The sequence below is a fragment of the Blautia sp. SF-50 genome, assembly GCF_900101315.1.
GTDB classification, from domain to species: domain Bacteria; phylum Bacillota; class Clostridia; order Lachnospirales; family Lachnospiraceae; genus Blautia_A; species Blautia_A fusiformis.
This window is the reverse complement of record NZ_FMUW01000050.1, coordinates 1-16,508: the sequence shown is the minus strand read 5'-3', so window position 1 is coordinate 16,508 and position 16,508 is coordinate 1. Positions and strand designations below refer to the sequence as shown.

General features: G+C 37.0%; 20 protein-coding genes. 18 read left to right on the top strand and 2 right to left on the bottom strand.

What is annotated here, in order from left to right:
* Nucleotides 1-160 precede the first annotated feature (160 nt).
* Together istA and BLP57_RS16770 are read left to right on the top strand one after the other, a co-directional pair.
* Nucleotides 161-1,699, top strand: a complete 1,539-nt coding sequence (istA, locus tag BLP57_RS16775) for an IS21 family transposase (RefSeq protein WP_092068772.1) — start codon at nt 161-163, stop codon at nt 1,697-1,699.
* A 6-nt stretch (nt 1,700-1,705) separates the two neighbouring features.
* Nucleotides 1,706-2,482 carry an ATP-binding protein gene (locus tag BLP57_RS16770; protein ID WP_092068769.1) on the top strand — a complete coding sequence of 259 codons (777 nt, stop codon included), beginning with the start codon at nt 1,706-1,708 and terminating at the stop codon, nt 2,480-2,482.
* Between the two features lie 97 nt (nt 2,483-2,579).
* On the opposite strand, the gene BLP57_RS16765 is transcribed toward BLP57_RS16770, so the two are convergent.
* Together BLP57_RS16765 and BLP57_RS16760 are read right to left on the bottom strand one after the other, a co-directional pair.
* Nucleotides 2,580-2,909: a type II toxin-antitoxin system RelE/ParE family toxin gene (locus tag BLP57_RS16765; protein ID WP_005334765.1), complete on the bottom strand. Its 330-nt coding sequence runs from the start codon at nt 2,907-2,909 to the stop codon at nt 2,580-2,582.
* Nucleotides 2,906-3,214, bottom strand: a complete 309-nt coding sequence (locus BLP57_RS16760; protein ID WP_029471590.1) for a type II toxin-antitoxin system RelB/DinJ family antitoxin — start codon at nt 3,212-3,214, stop codon at nt 2,906-2,908. Before BLP57_RS16760 ends, BLP57_RS16765 begins: the two co-directional genes overlap by 4 nt.
* Nucleotides 3,215-3,603: 389 nt before the next feature.
* On the opposite strand from BLP57_RS16760, the gene BLP57_RS16755 reads away from it, so the two are divergent.
* The 16 genes from BLP57_RS16755 to BLP57_RS18365 all read left to right on the top strand — a co-directional run.
* The gene (locus BLP57_RS16755; protein ID WP_005334762.1) at nt 3,604-4,158 is read left to right on the top strand and encodes an RNA polymerase sigma factor; all 555 of its coding nucleotides are present in this window, start codon (nt 3,604-3,606) and stop codon (nt 4,156-4,158) included.
* The gene (locus BLP57_RS16750) at nt 4,148-4,903 is read left to right on the top strand and encodes a hypothetical protein (RefSeq protein WP_092073367.1); all 756 of its coding nucleotides are present in this window, start codon (nt 4,148-4,150) and stop codon (nt 4,901-4,903) included. Before BLP57_RS16755 ends, BLP57_RS16750 begins: the two co-directional genes overlap by 11 nt.
* Complete coding sequence (locus BLP57_RS16745) at nt 4,894-5,760, top strand: ABC transporter ATP-binding protein (protein ID WP_005334760.1); 867 nt, start codon at nt 4,894-4,896, stop codon at nt 5,758-5,760. Before BLP57_RS16750 ends, BLP57_RS16745 begins: the two co-directional genes overlap by 10 nt.
* 4 nt (nt 5,761-5,764) lie before the next feature.
* The gene (locus BLP57_RS16740) at nt 5,765-6,931 is read left to right on the top strand and encodes an ABC transporter permease subunit (RefSeq protein WP_092073365.1); all 1,167 of its coding nucleotides are present in this window, start codon (nt 5,765-5,767) and stop codon (nt 6,929-6,931) included.
* Between the two features lie 144 nt (nt 6,932-7,075).
* Nucleotides 7,076-7,603 carry a hypothetical protein gene (locus BLP57_RS16735; RefSeq protein ID WP_029471585.1) on the top strand — a complete coding sequence of 176 codons (528 nt, stop codon included), beginning with the start codon at nt 7,076-7,078 and terminating at the stop codon, nt 7,601-7,603.
* 63 nt (nt 7,604-7,666) lie between these two features.
* Nucleotides 7,667-7,930, top strand: coding sequence for a hypothetical protein (locus BLP57_RS16730; protein ID WP_029471584.1), 264 nt, complete (start codon nt 7,667-7,669; stop codon nt 7,928-7,930).
* Between the two features lie 256 nt (nt 7,931-8,186).
* Nucleotides 8,187-8,363: a helix-turn-helix domain-containing protein gene (locus tag BLP57_RS16725; RefSeq protein ID WP_003864535.1), complete on the top strand. Its 177-nt coding sequence runs from the start codon at nt 8,187-8,189 to the stop codon at nt 8,361-8,363.
* Nucleotides 8,364-8,483: 120 nt separating this feature from the next.
* The gene (locus tag BLP57_RS16720) at nt 8,484-9,473 is read left to right on the top strand and encodes a helix-turn-helix domain-containing protein (RefSeq protein WP_044954635.1); all 990 of its coding nucleotides are present in this window, start codon (nt 8,484-8,486) and stop codon (nt 9,471-9,473) included.
* Between the two features lies 1 nt (nt 9,474).
* On the top strand, nt 9,475-10,866 hold the full coding sequence (locus tag BLP57_RS16715; protein ID WP_171027973.1) for a tyrosine-type recombinase/integrase: 1,392 nt from the start codon (nt 9,475-9,477) through the stop codon (nt 10,864-10,866).
* A gap of 766 nt (nt 10,867-11,632) precedes the next feature.
* Nucleotides 11,633-12,058, top strand: coding sequence for a GNAT family N-acetyltransferase (locus BLP57_RS16705; RefSeq protein ID WP_059086530.1), 426 nt, complete (start codon nt 11,633-11,635; stop codon nt 12,056-12,058).
* Between the two features lie 28 nt (nt 12,059-12,086).
* Nucleotides 12,087-12,965 carry a LysR family transcriptional regulator gene (locus BLP57_RS16700; protein WP_092073358.1) on the top strand — a complete coding sequence of 293 codons (879 nt, stop codon included), beginning with the start codon at nt 12,087-12,089 and terminating at the stop codon, nt 12,963-12,965.
* Between the two features lie 126 nt (nt 12,966-13,091).
* Nucleotides 13,092-13,562 carry a flavodoxin gene (locus BLP57_RS16695; protein WP_092073355.1) on the top strand — a complete coding sequence of 157 codons (471 nt, stop codon included), beginning with the start codon at nt 13,092-13,094 and terminating at the stop codon, nt 13,560-13,562.
* Nucleotides 13,563-13,590: 28 nt separating this feature from the next.
* Nucleotides 13,591-14,358, top strand: coding sequence for a carboxymuconolactone decarboxylase family protein (locus BLP57_RS16690; RefSeq protein ID WP_059086531.1), 768 nt, complete (start codon nt 13,591-13,593; stop codon nt 14,356-14,358).
* Nucleotides 14,359-14,368: 10 nt separating this feature from the next.
* Nucleotides 14,369-15,373, top strand: coding sequence for an aldo/keto reductase (locus tag BLP57_RS16685; RefSeq protein ID WP_021650152.1), 1,005 nt, complete (start codon nt 14,369-14,371; stop codon nt 15,371-15,373).
* A 21-nt stretch (nt 15,374-15,394) separates the two neighbouring features.
* Nucleotides 15,395-15,586 (top strand): hypothetical protein, encoded by a 192-nt coding sequence (locus BLP57_RS16680; RefSeq protein WP_015526519.1) that lies wholly within the window; start codon nt 15,395-15,397, stop codon nt 15,584-15,586.
* A gap of 616 nt (nt 15,587-16,202) precedes the next feature.
* Nucleotides 16,203-16,508, top strand: a 306-nt coding sequence (locus BLP57_RS18365; protein ID WP_242872664.1) for a DUF6017 domain-containing protein, incomplete at its 3' end; no start/stop codon positions are given.

The window sequence follows — 16,508 nt, the reverse complement described above, 5'->3', positions numbered from 1 at the left end:
ATGAATAATCCGGGCTCCGTGTCCCTGCTGTCCGGACTCAGGAAACCGTAAATCCGTTTTTGAGGAAACCACCATTCCGGTAGTGGAAACCTTTATTCTATATCCTTAGAATGTAATCATGCACCAAATGGTGTAAATACATTTTAAGGAGGTCACAGTCATGACCAAATATCGAGAGATTCTCAGACTTAAAAGCCTGAATCTCAGTCAGCAAAACATTGCTAACAGCTGCAATGTATCAAAAAAGACAGTAAACCGTGTCTTAAAGCGTGCAGAAGAACTGGGTATTTCCTGGCCGCTTGCAGAAAATGACACGGATGCTGCCCTTGCAGAAAAGTTTTTCCCTTCTGCAAAGCAAACCACATCCACTAAGCGGATGCCGGACTATGATTACATCCGTAAGGAGCTACTCCGTAATGGAGTCACTAAAAAGCTCCTGTGGACAGAATACATGGAAGACTGCCGTGCCAATGGCGATGAACCGCTCATGTATTCACAATTCTGCTATCACATCCAACAGGATGAGCAAAAGCGACGTGCTACCATGCATATCAACCGCAAACCCGGTGAACAGGTGGAAGTTGACTGGGCGGGTGATCCTGCAACAATCATTGATCCTGATACCAGAGAGATTATCAAAACCTATCTATTTGTTGGTGTGATGACATACAGTCAGTATGCGTATATAGAAGCATTTCTGGATATGAAACAAAAATCATGGATCACTGCTCATGTCCATATGTACGAGTTCTTTGGCGGTGTTGCCAGAATTCTCGTGCCGGATAACTGCAAGACAGCAGTTGTTCACAATGGCGGCTGGAAAGACCAGCAGATCAATGAAACTTATCAGGAACTGGCTGAGCACTACGGTACAGCAATCATTCCGGCGCGTGTCAGAACTCCCAAGGATAAGCCGAATGCAGAAGGAACAGTAGGGAATATCTCTACCTGGATAACAGCAGCCCTTCGAAATGAACAGTTCTTTTCCCTTGCCGAATTGAATCGTGCAATCAGAGAAAAGCTTGAGCAGTTCAACCAAAGGCTCTTTCAAAAGAAAGAGGGAAGCCGGCTCAGTTTATTCCTTGAAGATGAAAAGCCATTACTGGCACCGTTACCCGCTTCCCGTTTTGAACTGAGCGACTGGAAAACAGCCACCGTTCAGTTTAATTATCACATATCTGTGGACGGAATGCTATACTCAGTTCCTTATGAATACATCAAAAAGAAAGTTGATGTAAAAGTAACAGATACCACCATTGAAATTTTTTACAACCATAACCGAATTGCCTCCCACCGCCGTCTGAAAGGACGACCTGGAAAGTACAGCACTGTCACGGAACATATGCCGGAAGACCATCAGAAATATCTGGAATGGAACGGCGACCGATTCCGCAAATGGGCTGAGCGAATTGGGATAAACACGTACACTGTGGTCAATGCGATACTAACCTCCAAACGTGTGGAACAACAAACTTACCGAAGTTGTATGGGACTTCTGAAGCTTACGGATAAATATTCAGAAGCTATGTTGGAAGCAGCCTGCAAAAAGGCGTTATCCTATACAGCATCGCCAAGTTACAAGAGTATCAAAAACATCCTTGTAACAGGTTCTGTAAAACAGGAATCAGAAGCATCGGATTCCAAGACCACACACAAAGCACGCGGCATCACAAGAGGTGCTGACTACTATCGGAGGTAATCACATATGACAAATCAGAGTACAATAGATAAATTAATTGAGATGCGTCTTACATCAATGGCAGATGCATTTCGCAACCAACTCAATGATCCTGAATTTAAGGAAGTTGCATTTGAAGATCGTTTTGGGATGCTGGTAGATATTGAATACAGCAACCGTAAGAACAACCGCCTGAAACGACTGATTCATAATGCCGGATTCGACCAACCGGAAGCAAATATCATGGATATCAATTATACTTCCGGACGTAAACTTAATAAAAACCTCATTAGCAGGCTTGCTACCTGCGAGTATATATCGGAACACCGGAATCTCTTTATTACCGGTGCAACAGGCTGTGGAAAAACCTATATGGCTTGTGCTTTTGGCATGGAAGCATGTAAACGGTATTTCACTACTAAATATATCCGCCTTCCAGATCTGCTTATTGATCTTGAGATTGCACGGTCAGAAGGGAATTACCGAAAAGTTCTTGCCAAATATGCCAATCCACTGGTGCTTATTCTTGATGAGTGGCTTCTTTTGAAACCTACTGAAATCGAGCAAAAGGACATTTTTGAACTTTTGCATCGGAGACGCAAGAAATCATCTACGATTTTCTGCTCTCAGTATGGATTCGAAGAATGGTATGATCAGCTTGGTGGTGACGACAGTCCATTGGCCGATGCGATTATTGATCGAATCGCACATGACAGCTACAGGATCAATATCACAAGCATTGATGCTGAGCATGATATCTCTATGAGAGAGGTGTATGGCTTGGATAAAATGTTACGCGAGTAAACTCGCATAAGCGGTTCCCGCATTACCGGATAGACGGTTTCCCGTCTGCCGGATTTGCGGTGTTACCGCACAGGAATATTCATTTAAATCATATCCTTTATTGCTTTGTGTGGAGATTTAACTGATTGTCTATGTCCCGTCCGGCATACATTACTCTAAGTATTGTTACAACTTTTTTATCGCTGTCTGGAATATAAAGTACCACATAATTGTCTACTGGTAATACACGAAGTCCACGACTTTTCCACGGTTCTTTTTCATATTTTCGATAACGCTCCGGCATCGTATCCAGACTTAATATCTGTTCTTCCAGACGGTCAAGCTGTCCGCTTGCATTTTCCGGCGATTGTAATTCAAAAGAAATATATTCAAAAATCCCTCTCAAATCACTGTCAGCCTGTTCGGATAATTCTACTTCATATATCATAAGCCATAATCCTTGCGAATGTCAGCAAATGCTTTCTTCGCATTTTTTGTCCGTCCAGCCTGCATATCCGCATATCCTTTCTCCAATTCTTCATTGAACTCTGCTTCTGATAATGTGCTGATATCAACAGGTCTGTCAGATGGTATTTTTACTTCAAACGGAAGTCCTCTCTGTAAGATAATCTGTTTATAAAACATATTGATAGCACTGGAAGCAGGGATACCAAGTGTAGACAGGATACTTTCTGCTTTTTCTTTGACATCTGGTTCAATCCTTGCATATAAATTTGCTGATTTTGTAGCCATATAAAACATCTCCTTTCGTGAGTAGTATTTCCATCTATCTTTATTATATGCAAATGTCCGCACAATAGCAATACTAATTTTATGCTCCAATAATCTTATTGAATAACTGTAACAATACATCTTTTACGCCGGACGCATTGAATACAAGACCAACGGCTACTAAGGCAACTACCAAGAATCCGATAAGTTTGGAAAACTCACGCTTACAGGATAATCGAACTACTGCATACTAACCGCCACAGGGAACTCCTAATCCCTTGCTCATGAGGGGAAGAATAGTTTATCATATTGTAAAAAAATATAAAAAAATATAAAAAGTTTTTGTGTTTTTAAATGATTTGTTAAGGTTAGTTGTTTATATATAGAGAAGAATAATTAAGAGAAAAGTGATGGATATGATACAAGACTGGATGATAATAAACAAAATTAAGATGGGAGATCCTGATGCATGGGATATTTTAGTACATAAATATTATGATAGTGTGTATTTTTATTGTGTTCGCAGATGTTATGGAGACTGCGATATAGCTTCTGATTTAACACAGGATATTTTTTTAAAATTGGTAGAAAGTTTACCTAGATACCGATTCATAGGAAAATTTCAAAATTATCTATACACTATGGCTGTCAATACTTGCAATAATTATTTGAAAAAAAGACATATTGAGCAAATAGAACTCACAGATAATTTTACAACTGATTTAGACACTTCATTGATTGATGAAATATTACATGATGAGAGAAAAGAAACGGTTCAAAAAGCACTTGATTTACTTCCTGAAATACAACGAGAGGTTGTGATACTACGGTATTATCACGATTTAAAGGTAAAAGATATTGCGACAATTACTGGCGTGGGGGTATCTACTGTACAGTCACGTATTTATCAAGGCCTTAGAAAATTAGAAAAAGTTTTAGAAAGAGAGGAATTTTATGATGGATAAAAAAGATATTATATCGAAATTGGCTGGTTATAAATTAGAAGGTGATATAGAAGGACGTGAAAAAACCATCGAATTAGGATATGAAATAATGATTAGACTTGGAATGAGTCGACATTCTTACTTTGAGCTATTCCTGTCAACTTTTCGCTTCATACATGTTCATACTTGGATAATTCAATTATTCATCTTTCTATCAGGGATAACTATGGCATTAAATTTTAAAAATTTACAGCCGATAAGTGAAATAATGTTATGCATTACAGGTGTAATATTCATTTCGGCTTTATTTTTTTTAGATGAATTATTCAAAAGTTTTACTACAGGAATGTGGGAATTGGAACAGACATTCAAATATGATTTGCGACAACATATTATGATGAAATTATTGATTTTTGGCATTATTGATATGGTAATTGTTATTTTGCTTTCTCTTATGACTAAATCTATAGTATCTTTGCCTTTGTATCAGATATTAGTCTATGTACTTGTTCCATACAATATTGTTTGCATTATTTTATTTTCGCTTATAACTATATGGAGAAAGCAATTACATAATTATTTCCTATGGTGTATATCGGGAAGTATTTGTGTCGCAGTTATTTTAATTGCAAATATCTTTAAAATATATGAAATCCGAATGCTTTATTGGGGAATAGCATATTTCATTACAACGACAATATTAGGGATTATCTTATATTCTCAAACTAAAATAATCAAATGGGAGGTAGCTTCAGTATGGAATTAACTATTAATAATATAACAAAACAATATGGGAATGTAACTGTGCTTGATGATGTGTCGTATCGATTTACTCCTGGAATTTACGGAATATTAGGTGCTAATGGGGCGGGTAAAACAACTTTATTTCGTATTATTTGTGGACTGATGAGAGCAAATTGTGGAAATATACAATATGACCATAAAGATATTGCTCTGCAAGCAGAATATTATCGCTCGATTCTTGGATTCTTACCACAAGATTTTCGATACTATCCTGATTTTACAGGATTAAATTTTATGATGTATATCGCTTCATTGAAAGGCTTAAATGGGAAAATAGCAAAAAAGAGATGTTTAGATTTATTGATTCAGGTTGGCTTAGATGATGTGAAAAATAAAAAAATCAGAAAGTATTCTGGCGGAATGAAACAGAGACTAGGTATCGCTCAAGCAATGATTAATAATCCGGAAATTTTAATATTAGATGAACCTACGGTAGGGCTCGATCCCAAAGAGCGAGTTAAATTTAGAAAACTGATAAGTTCGTTTGCATCAGAAAAAATAGTATTATTGTCTACACATATTGTATCAGATATAGAATATATAGCAGATGAAATCATTATTCTAAAAAAAGGTAGAATTGAAAATACAGGCACAATAAGATATTTGTTGAAAGATATTAACAAGTGTGTATGGGAATGCCTGGTTCCAGAAAAAGAAGTAAATCGAATTGAGCAAGTATATACAGTAAGTAATCGTAAATATGGAGAAGACGGAGTTGTTCTTCGACTTATTTCAAGGGAAAAACCTTTTGCAAATGCGAAACAAGTTGATCCGGTTTTAGAAGATTTGTATTTGTTTTATTTTAGAGAGGGGGAATGAGAGTATGACATCGCTAATTAAGTTTGAACTTGGGAAAATATTGAGAAACCGAACTGTATTTGGTGGGATTGTTGTAGGATGCTTAGTCCTTCTGGGGATTTTTTTTGTTGGGTATCACTATTCACAGCTATCAATGAGTGAAGCGAGTAATAAGAAAAAGGGGTTTGAAAAGAGCCTCGATGTAATAATAGATGAAAAATATTCTGGAGAGTTTACAGATGAAAAAGTTAAAATGATTCTGTCTGATTCTATGAATAATTTCCAAGAGAATGAAGAGCAAAAAGTTGTTAATAAGCCTTTTTATCCATTTTATTGGGAAATGGGAGATACTTTTTTTTCAAAAGATGCCGAAAATGTTTATTCAGAAATGATTGAACAGGTTAATAAAGGCCAAAGATTAACAATAGAAGACGTGGATTTATATTCATTGGACGAGGTTGGATTTAAAAAATTTGATACTCCTTTGACATTAGGAAATTATGTTCCATGGACAGACTTATATCGAGTACTTGGATATATATATGCTCTTTTGTCCATAATTACAATATTGGTATCTTCCATAGTGTTTTCAGATGATAATTCTAAAAATATCAATCAGATTCTGTTAGTTACAAAATATGGAAGAAACAAAATGATATTTGCTAAATTGATTGCGACAAGTATTATTACAGTGAGTTTATTTATTATTTTTCAATTGGTCAACATAGGTGTTTTCTCTACAATGTATGATATGAGCGGATGGAATTCAGACATACAAACAAATTTGTCGTTGGGATTATTTGACTTCCCTTTGCAATATAACCATATTCAAATATACTTTTTAATTCTTGTCATGCAATTAGTTGGTATTGGATTTGTTGAGAGTGTAACATTGTTAATATCAGCTCTTATGCATTCATCTATGTCAGTATTAGCTGTTTCATTAGGGGTATATATATTACCATTATTGCTGGTGCAAATGATAAAAACAGGGGTAGGTAACAAAATTTTGTATTTGTTTCCAATAAATAATTTGAATGTACAAAATATATTAGGTATTCTATATTCAAAAGATGCTTTTTTCTTCCATTCCTTCTTCATTAATATAGGATTTATATTTATTTTTCAGCTCTTAATACGAGTAGGGATGCAACTATATTGCTTTATTTATATTAAACATTGGAAGTTTTAATGATTTTTTCAATGAAAATGCAATTGAAGAAAAAATATGATATCATGTGAGTAACAAATCGGGATTGACCGAGTTCTTTGAGTGAGATACACTTCTTGGACGAAGGGAAGGAAGAAGAAAAAAGTACTTTAGAGGTATTATGGAATGAGTAATAAATTGGTTAAGCACCAAGAACCAAAAGAAATATTAACTGGAAATCAAAAGAAAATTTTGTTTTGGATTTGTTTCATTATTTTAAGTATAGCTTTCATTACAGTCTGGATAAATATACTTTTGACATCTAAAGCATTTAATACACAAATGGAAGAGATGGTACTGGGAGAAGATTACTATATGGAGGATATTGTGATTACAGGTAAAAGGGCTGAAGCTGCTTCGGCTGATACGATATCTCGGAATTATTTCTTCTACTACAACAATGGAAAAGTGAATGATTATCACAAGCGAATGCAAGTACCGGGATTTGTATATTCGGAATATAATGTAGGAGATTCCATAGCTGCATATACCACAGACCATGTTAGTTATTCTTATTACAAGTATGGGATTCTTCCGGATACAGAGTATACAAACAATGAATTAATGAAAGTGGCTGGCGTATTGCTTGGAATTGGAATATTTTTATTGGCTTTGTTTGGGGTATTAAGTAAGAAAATGAATTACAAGAAGTAACCAACTTCCCGTTTATTGGGAAGTCGCAGAGAACGAAAAATCGGTATTTGTGGGGTGGTGAATATGAAAAAGAAAATTTTAAAAGCAGTTTTAGGTATTCTTATTTGTTGGGGGATTTTTGTTGCTATTGAGGGATTTCGTTTGATTGGAAGCACTGACCCAGGAAAATGTCCGCTTATAACACTTGGAAGCACACAAACTGCGGATGAAATTGCTGATTATGGAAGTTTAGGATTTTCACAAACATATCATCTGACAAACGGCGATGCATTTGTATATGGTGAATTTCGAGTTTGGGGAATCAGAATTGCAAGATGGGAGAGTTAAATTCTAGTTTGTTGAATTTAAAAATGAAATAAAGTTCCAGTAATCATAGAGTGTATGGATTCAATTCCATATGCTCTTTTTCTTTACTTAATTTCATGAAAAATGTAAAAATCTAATGTTACGAGTTGCATTAAAGAAAACTCGTAAGAAAAAAGTAAAAAAATTTGCTTTTGACCACTGTAAAACATGCTCTGAGCGTTTCGTTATATGAAGGGATAATTTTTCTTTCATATTTCAAAGAAAAGAGGATAAAGAAATGTCAGAAAAAAGATGTTATACAGTTCAAGAGTTACAGGAAATCTTAGGAGTCAGCAGACCTACTATTTATAACCTTTTAAAGAAAAAGGAATTCCGGTGGATCCAGTTGGATGGCGGAAAGTATCGCATCTCTAAGAAGAGTTTCGATGACTGGCTCGATAACTTGGAACAATAAAAAACAGGGTGTTGATCAGGCAGATTTTGTCTGCAATCGACATCCTAAATTTTTATCTGGATTTGAGATATGATATAAGAAAAAAAACTAACACTAAAAAAGACAGGAAGTGAAGAATAAATGGCAACAGCAATTATGAAACAAAAAGAAGTTCCGGAAATGGACGATGTTGAAGAGATCATTTCAAAGATATCAGAAGACAGTCCTTACAAACGGCGTCCGACACAAAAGAGAACCTGGATGACCGTGCCGGAAATGGGAAAGCTGCTGGGATTAAAAAAGACAGATCGATACTGGCTGGTGCATAAAAATGTTTTTGAATCTAAAGAGATTGCTGGAAAGATACGAATCAATATTGCCAGCTTTGAAAAATGGTACGCCAATCAGATTAAATACCATAAAGTTACCGGAGAAGAACCAGGGAAAGAATTGAAATCCTGGTCCTATTCCGTTAAGGAAGTTGCGGATCTGTTGGGTGTTGATGAGTATCTTGTTTATGATTTACTCAAGAAAAATCAAATGGAAGCTGTTATTGTCGATTACTGGAAACGAATACCAAAAGAATCTTTTCAGAACTGGTATAAAAGCCAGTCCCGGTATCGAACAAAGGAAGACAGAAAAAAAGACGCTCTTCTGGAAGATGCAACAATTACGATGCCTGAGATGGCACAGCTGCTTGGAACAACCAGAAGCGCAGTATATACAATTCTTGATAATCCAAAGTATAGTCATTTTTTTGAATTCATTGTGATTGCAGAAAAGAAAAGGATCACAAAAGAGAGTTTTCGAAAATTCCTGGAAGGTCAGGATCGGTATAAGCTGGATCCATCGAATGATTATGAAGAACTTGCACAGGAACAAAATATTGCCCTGGCTAATTTCCGGCGGAAGAAATTATCACAGACCGGAATACGAGGAAGCAATGGAAATATAAAGTATCTTACTTTTGATGAAGCTTCCTATCTGGCAAAGGTCAGCAGAAGCATGATCAACAAGTGGGCGGATAAAGGAAAGTTCACAGTAATAAAAGTTGGCAGTCGAGTTAGGATCCGTCGGGATGAATTTGAGGACTGGATGGAGCAAAGAGATTTGGAAAGGAGTATGCAATAATATGGCATCTATAAGAGAACGAAACGGAAAATTTAATGTAATCTATTCTTATACGAATGAAAAAGGTGAGAGGAAACAGAAGTGGGAAACCTATGAAACGAAAGCCGAAGCAAAGAGAAGAAAAAAAGAAATTGAATATAAAAAAGAGATGGGATCATTTGTCGTCCGTAAATGCAAAACACTGGACGAGCTTATTACAGAATATGTTGCACTTTATGGCAAAGAAAACTGGGCGCTTTCTACATATGAAGGAAATGTCTCTCTTATCAATAACTATATTCTTCCGATCATTGGTGATACGAAACTCTCAGAGATCAATACCCGTTTCATCGAAAGATATTATCAGAGTCTTTTGAAGAGACGTGCAGTTATCAATCCATTGAATAAAACCAGTCGAAATGAATTTGTATCTTCCAGTACGGTCAGGGATATTAATAAGCTGCTTAGAAACTGTTTTGAACAGGCAGTGAAATGGGAGTTGATGGAGAAGAATCCTTGCACCCATGCGACTGTACCAAAACATAAATCACAAAAAAGAGACATCTGGACAGCGGATACATTGATGTATGCGCTCAGTGTCTGTGAAGATGAACGATTAAAGCTCGCAATTAATCTATCTTTCTCATGTTCCCTGCGACTTGGTGAGCTGCTTGGTCTTACCTGGGATTGTGTAGATATTTCTCATGAGGCAATTGAAGAAAACCGTGCATATGTCTTCATCAACAAAGAATCACAGCGTATAAGAAAAGAATCTTTAAATGCATTGGATGGAAAAGATGTGTTGTTGGTATTTCCGACAAATCATAAGAAGAATTCTACGGTCCGTATTCTGAAAACACCGAAGACAGAAAGTAGTGTACGTAAGATATTCTTACCGAAGAGCGTTGCTAATATGCTTGTAGACTGGAAAGCTGAGCAGGATGAAATGAAAGAAATCCTGGGTGACGAATATATGGACTATAACCTGGTTATGGCAAGTACCTTTGGTCTTCCTCTTGGTGATGGAGCAATCCGTGGCCCTTTAAAGAAATTGATCGAGGACTATAATCTCCCACCGGTTGTATTTCACAGTTTTCGTCATAGCAGTGTTACTTATAAGCTGAAACTGAATGGTGGAGACATCAAGGCGGTACAGGGTGATTCTGGCCATGCTCAGGTCAATATGGTTACAGATGTGTACTCTCATATTCTGGATGATGACAGAAGGAAAAATGCAGAGCTTTTTGAAGAAGCATTTTATGAGAAAAAGAATCTGGATCCACAGATGCATGTACAGCAGGAAAATAATAATACTACTGTTGCTGATGAAGTCGATCCGGAACTTCTGGCAAAAGTATTGGCGAATCCAGAGATGCGGGCATTGCTCAATTCACTGGCGAAGACGATGAAGTAATTAGTCTATCTCCATAATATCTATTGGAATCTCCATCATTTGATGATGGAATGATGGAGATTCAGTTACAAAAAAGGTTACAGATATTTTTACTGAATAAAATTTGCCAGTCAAAAACGCATGGACAAACCGTCTCGTATGCGTTATATTATTTATAGACAAGAAAATATCTTGTGCTTTCGATAGGAAGTTTAATTGAATACTGTTTACCATGATCGAACGTACGAAGCATGGTGGTCATATAACAGATGTCGATGGTAATATCAAGGCATTCCCCAATTATTAGCTGGAGCAAACAATCAGCTAACTTTCAGAGCTTTACAGAGCTTGACAGAGGGGGTATTCAGAATAACTCGAATTGAATCGGAAACAGTTTTATATAGTATCCCACTTGGGTTTACCTTACCTCAGATTGACAGAGAGTGACAATAGGTTGGAGCTCTCCTAAGCGAGGGGTCGGAGGTTCAAATCCTCTTATGGACGGGCTTCAAAGCGTTCGAAAATGTTAGCTGGATTAGCTGACAGCGAACGCTTTTGTTATTTCTAATCACGTTCGTGACATGATTTTCCATTCAAAATGATCAATTTCCAGCTAACATTTTAGTTTTGCTCTGTATTTGTACCACTCTATATAACGAAACGCTCAGATGCTGTTTTGCAGTAGGGGAAAAGAAAAAATATCAAAAAATGATGATTAATGGTGAGCTTGTGATAGAATAGATAAAAGAGAAAAGCATAAAGGATGTTGTTGTGGAGAATATTTGTTATGATTAGAAAGTTGCTGAACAGAGATATCGATAGAGTCGCTGACATATGGTTAAAGACAAATCTGAAAGCACATTATTTTATTTCCAATCAATACTGGAAAAGTAATTATGAATTAGTGAAAGAAATGCTGTCACAATCCGAAGTTTATGTGTTTGAAGCAGATAAAATGATACAAGGATTTGTAGGACTAAATGATGAATATATCGAAGGTATTTTTGTCTCTGATGAAATGCAGTCATGTGGCATAGGTAAGCTTTTATTGGATTATATTAAGGATAAAAAAGTCAGCTTACGATTAAATGTATATCAGAAGAATGCCAGAGCAAATTCTTTTTACCAAAGAGAAGGGTTCATTATTCAATGTGAAGGTTTAGATGAAGATACTGGTGAAAAAGAGTACACTATGCTATGGAAACAAAAATAGAAATCGGAAGTTGTGGGAATAAAAAAATATGGAATTAAGACTATTGCGCTATTTTCTGACGGTGGCAAAAGAACAGAGCTTTACAAAAGCAGCAGAACAATTGCATATTACCCAGCCAACGCTATCCAGACAAATGGCGGCATTTGAAGAGGAGCTTGGAGTAATATTATTTATTCGAAGCGGGAAGAAAATTTCGCTTACTGAAGAGGGGATTTTATTAAAAAGGCGTGCCCTGGAGATCCTTAATCTTGAGGAAAAAACACTTGAGGAACTGAAAGGAAAAGAAGATGTTGTAGAGGGAAATATAACCATTGGATGCGGTGAATTTGCAGCGGTGGAGACATTGGCGGAGATATGTAAAACATATAAAGAAAAATACCCGCTGGTTCAGATTGTATTGCATACTGCAACAGCAGATGCAGTGTATGAGATGATGAACAAAGGACTTGTAGATATTGCATTATTCATGGAGCCGGTGGACACCGAAGGGCTGGATTATATCCGGATCACAGATTGCGATCACTGGTGTGTTGGAATGCGGCCGGATGATCCGCTGGCAGAAAAAGAGTTTATAAGAAAAGAAGATCTTATTGGAAAACCATTGATCCTGCCGGAAAGAGTAAATGTTCAAAGTGAACTTGCCAATTGGTTTGGAAAAGACTTTTCGAAACTGCAGATTGCTTTTACAAGTAATCTTGGAACGAATGCCGGAGTTATGGCAGCAAATGGACTGGGCTATCCGGTATCCATCGAAGGTGCTGCAAAGTATTGGCGGGAGGATATTCTTGTACAGCGAAGAATTTCTCCTGAAATCACAACAAGTACTGTGATTGCCTGGAGACGAAACATTCCATATTCTCTGGCGGTCAGTAAAATGATAGAAGAAATAAATGCTTTTCAGGCATAGAATGGAATTCAATATAAGCATTAGACATAATAAAAATATCAGGTATAAAATAGATGTATAAGAGAAATTCAAATCTTATACATCTATTTTTATACGAAAAATTCGCAAAGAAAGGGGATTTTTATTATGAGTAAAAATTTAGTCGCATTTTTCAGTGCAAGCGGGACAACAAAAAAAGTAGCAGAAATGATTGCAGAGGAAGCAAAAGCGGATTTATTTGAGATTGAGCCAAAAGTTCCATATACAAAGGCTGATCTTGACTGGATGAATAAAAAATCCCGCAGCAGTGTGGAAATGAGTGATAAGAAATACAGACCGGAGATTATGAAGAAAAAGATGGATATGAGTTCTTATGACGAGATCCTTCTGGGCTTCCCAATCTGGTGGTATGTAGCTCCGACAATTGTCAATACATTTTTGGAAGCCTATGATTTCAGTGGCAAAAAGATTGTGCTCTTTGCAACATCCGGTGGAAGTGGATTCGGTAATACTGTAAAGGAATTACAGCCATCTGCACCGGATGCGTTTATCACAGAAGGCAGCTTGTTAAACCGTGGAACAAAACAGGAAATCAGTGAGTGGGTAAAATCTTTATAAATAACAGTGCTATGGAGGTATACAGAAAATGGGAAAAATAGTACAGACAGCAGGAAGAAATACACTTGGTGAATTCGCACCGGAATTTGCACATTTTAACGATGATGTACTTTTCGGCGAAAACTGGAATAACCAGGACATCGACGTAAAAACAAGAAGTATCATCACGGTGGTTGCTCTGATGGCTTCCGGAATTACAGATGCTTCTTTAAAATATCATCTTCAAAATGCAAAAAATCATGGTGTAACACAAAAAGAGATTGCCGCAGTAATCACACATGTCGCATTTTATGCAGGATGGCCAAAAGCATGGGCTGTTTTCAATCTTGCAAAGGAAGTGTGGGAGGCAGGTGAAGGAGATTTGCCATACGAAGAGGAAGCGATGCGCGCGCATGCAAAAGAGATGGTATTTCCAATTGGTGCACCAAATGATGGCTTTGCACAGTATTTTTCTGGCAGAAGTTTTCTTGCACCGATTTCCACTTCTCAGGTTGGCATTTTCAACGTGACATTTGAACCCGGATGCAGGAATAATTGGCATATTCATCATGCAAAAAGCGGTGGCGGGCAGATCTTAGTATGTGTAGCCGGCCGAGGGTTTTATCAGGAAGAAGGCAGGGATGCGGTAGAAATGAAACCGGGTGACTGTATTAACATTCCGGTAGATGTAAAGCACTGGCATGGGGCCGCTCCGGATGAATGGTTTTCCCATCTGGCAATTGAGGTGCCGGGAGTGGATTGTTCCAATGAGTGGTGTGAGGCGGTATCGGAGAAAGAGTACGCTGGATTAAGATAAGGAGAGCACTATGGAATACGGTAAACTCGGAAATACAGATATAGAAGTGTCGAAATTATGTGTGGGCTGTATGAGTTTTGGGAAAGCTGGAACCATGCATGACTGGACGTTGGATGAAGCTGAAAGTGAGAATGTTATCAAGCATGCACTTGATTTGGGATATAACTTTTTTGATACAGCAAATGGATATTCAGCAGGAACAAGTGAGGAATATTTAGGTAAAGCATTGAAGAAAAATGTAGCGAGAAATCAGGTTGTGATTGCATCCAAGGTATATTTTAATGAAGGTCGTTTATCAAGACAGGCAATCATGAGGGAAATAGATGGAACTCTGTCACGTCTTGGAACCGACTATCTTGATTTATATATCATCCATAGATTTGACTATGATACACCAATTGAAGAAACTATGGAGGCACTGCACGATCTGGTAAAAGCAGGAAAGGTCAGGGCACTTGGTGCATCTGCCATGTATGGATATCAGTTTTATAATATGCAGTTAGCCGCAAGAGACAATGGATGGACACCATTTTCTGCGATGGAGAATCATTATAATTTGCTTTACAGAGAGGATGAGAGAGAATTGCTACCAATTTGTAAGCAAATGAAAGTTTCGTTAATGCCGTATAGCCCTCTTGCAGCCGGACATCTGGCAAGACCACAGTGGAAATCAGAGTCTCTTCGTGGAACCACGGATAGGGTTGCCATGGGAAAATATGATAAGACTGAAGCGGAAGACATGCAGATAGTTAAACGTGTAGCGGAGCTTGCCGAAAAGTATAACTGCAAAATGTCCCAGATAGCCATTGCATGGCAGTGGGCAAAGGGAATTCTATCGCCTATTATTGGGGCAACCAAAACGCAGTATCTGGATGATTCAGCCGGAGCATTTGACATTAAATTAACTGCCGAAGACCTTGCATATCTTGAAGAGCCATATGTTCCACATGAGATAGTTGGTGCAATTGATAAAAATCCGGCACAAGGTGTTATTTTGCTTGATGAAAAGAAATAATAAAGAACTAGGTGTAGCCATATGAAGAAATATTTATCAGTTATTCTGGAAATTATCCTCACAGCCTGTCTGGTTGCATGTGGTAGTTCTAACAAGGATTCCGTGAACGATGATAAACAAGAGGTAAGACTGGGAAAAATGAATATGCCAGAGCGTGAGGTTGTAGAATTGCTGAGTAACGGAGACGTAGAATTAAAAATTTCGAAAGAATGAAATTACTGTTTTTCTATACGAAGAGCTCGACAGATTTTAGATAATTGCGATCTGTGAAGGATTTGCAATTTTAGGAATGATATTTTTGATTATCAGTTGATAGTCAACTTCCAGTTTGTTGAATTAAAAATGAAATAAAGTTTCAGTAATCATAGAGTGTATGGATTCAATTCCATATGCTCTTTTTCTTTTACTTAATTTCAAGAAAATGCAGAAATCTAATGTTACGAGTTTCTTACGAGTGGCATTAAAAAAAACTCGCAAGAAAACTCGTAAGAAAAAAAGTAAAAAAATTTGCTTTTGACCACTGTAAAACAGGCTCTGAGCGTTTCGTTATATGAAGGGATAATTTTTCTTTCATAATTCAAAGAAAAGAGGACAAAGAAATGTCAGAGAACTGGATGACGAAACAGGAATTGGTCTGATTGAGAAACGCAGACAGGGATTTGGAAAGGTGAACGTTATCTACGTGAAAACCTTTATGCCTGAGAAAACAGATAAGAAAAAATTTGGAGAGGAATTAAAGAAGTTTAAAAAACAAACTTCTGTGGAAAATGAGGAATCTACAGAAGTTTACATTTCAAACCCTAATAATACTAATCTTAGTGATACTGAAATGAATGATAATAAATCTAATCCTATCATATCTGTGGATGAGAAAAGATTTGATAGCGATAATCGCTCTGAGGATTATCAGGCTTATGAAAACCTTGTCAAAGAGACCATTGATTATGAATCACTGGAAGTAACCCATCATGACGATATGCGACAGGTAGATGAAATCGTGAACCTGATCGTAGAAACTGTGATGTGTAAAAATGACAAGATCTTGATTGCCAGCAACTGGTATCCGGCATCACTGGTGAAGAAAAAATTTCTGATGCTGACCTATTCACATATCGAGTATGTCTTACACTGTATG

What these genes read in the sequence shown, in the direction of transcription:
- istA (WP_092068772.1), top strand. Translation starts at nt 161, where the DNA reads ATGACCAAATATCGAGAGATTCTCAGACTTAAAAGCCTGAATCTCAGT.
- BLP57_RS16770 (WP_092068769.1), top strand. Translation starts at nt 1,706, where the DNA reads ATGACAAATCAGAGTACAATAGATAAATTAATTGAGATGCGTCTTACA.
- BLP57_RS16765 (WP_005334765.1), bottom strand. Translation starts at nt 2,909, where the DNA reads ATGATATATGAAGTAGAATTATCCGAACAGGCTGACAGTGATTTGAGA.
- BLP57_RS16760 (WP_029471590.1), bottom strand. Translation starts at nt 3,214, where the DNA reads ATGGCTACAAAATCAGCAAATTTATATGCAAGGATTGAACCAGATGTC.
- BLP57_RS16755 (WP_005334762.1), top strand. Translation starts at nt 3,604, where the DNA reads ATGGATATGATACAAGACTGGATGATAATAAACAAAATTAAGATGGGA.
- BLP57_RS16750 (WP_092073367.1), top strand. Translation starts at nt 4,148, where the DNA reads ATGATGGATAAAAAAGATATTATATCGAAATTGGCTGGTTATAAATTA.
- BLP57_RS16745 (WP_005334760.1), top strand. Translation starts at nt 4,894, where the DNA reads ATGGAATTAACTATTAATAATATAACAAAACAATATGGGAATGTAACT.
- BLP57_RS16740 (WP_092073365.1), top strand. Translation starts at nt 5,765, where the DNA reads ATGACATCGCTAATTAAGTTTGAACTTGGGAAAATATTGAGAAACCGA.
- BLP57_RS16735 (WP_029471585.1), top strand. Translation starts at nt 7,076, where the DNA reads ATGAGTAATAAATTGGTTAAGCACCAAGAACCAAAAGAAATATTAACT.
- BLP57_RS16730 (WP_029471584.1), top strand. Translation starts at nt 7,667, where the DNA reads ATGAAAAAGAAAATTTTAAAAGCAGTTTTAGGTATTCTTATTTGTTGG.
- BLP57_RS16725 (WP_003864535.1), top strand. Translation starts at nt 8,187, where the DNA reads ATGTCAGAAAAAAGATGTTATACAGTTCAAGAGTTACAGGAAATCTTA.
- BLP57_RS16720 (WP_044954635.1), top strand. Translation starts at nt 8,484, where the DNA reads ATGGCAACAGCAATTATGAAACAAAAAGAAGTTCCGGAAATGGACGAT.
- BLP57_RS16715 (WP_171027973.1), top strand. Translation starts at nt 9,475, where the DNA reads ATGGCATCTATAAGAGAACGAAACGGAAAATTTAATGTAATCTATTCT.
- BLP57_RS16705 (WP_059086530.1), top strand. Translation starts at nt 11,633, where the DNA reads ATGATTAGAAAGTTGCTGAACAGAGATATCGATAGAGTCGCTGACATA.
- BLP57_RS16700 (WP_092073358.1), top strand. Translation starts at nt 12,087, where the DNA reads ATGGAATTAAGACTATTGCGCTATTTTCTGACGGTGGCAAAAGAACAG.
- BLP57_RS16695 (WP_092073355.1), top strand. Translation starts at nt 13,092, where the DNA reads ATGAGTAAAAATTTAGTCGCATTTTTCAGTGCAAGCGGGACAACAAAA.
- BLP57_RS16690 (WP_059086531.1), top strand. Translation starts at nt 13,591, where the DNA reads ATGGGAAAAATAGTACAGACAGCAGGAAGAAATACACTTGGTGAATTC.
- BLP57_RS16685 (WP_021650152.1), top strand. Translation starts at nt 14,369, where the DNA reads ATGGAATACGGTAAACTCGGAAATACAGATATAGAAGTGTCGAAATTA.
- BLP57_RS16680 (WP_015526519.1), top strand. Translation starts at nt 15,395, where the DNA reads ATGAAGAAATATTTATCAGTTATTCTGGAAATTATCCTCACAGCCTGT.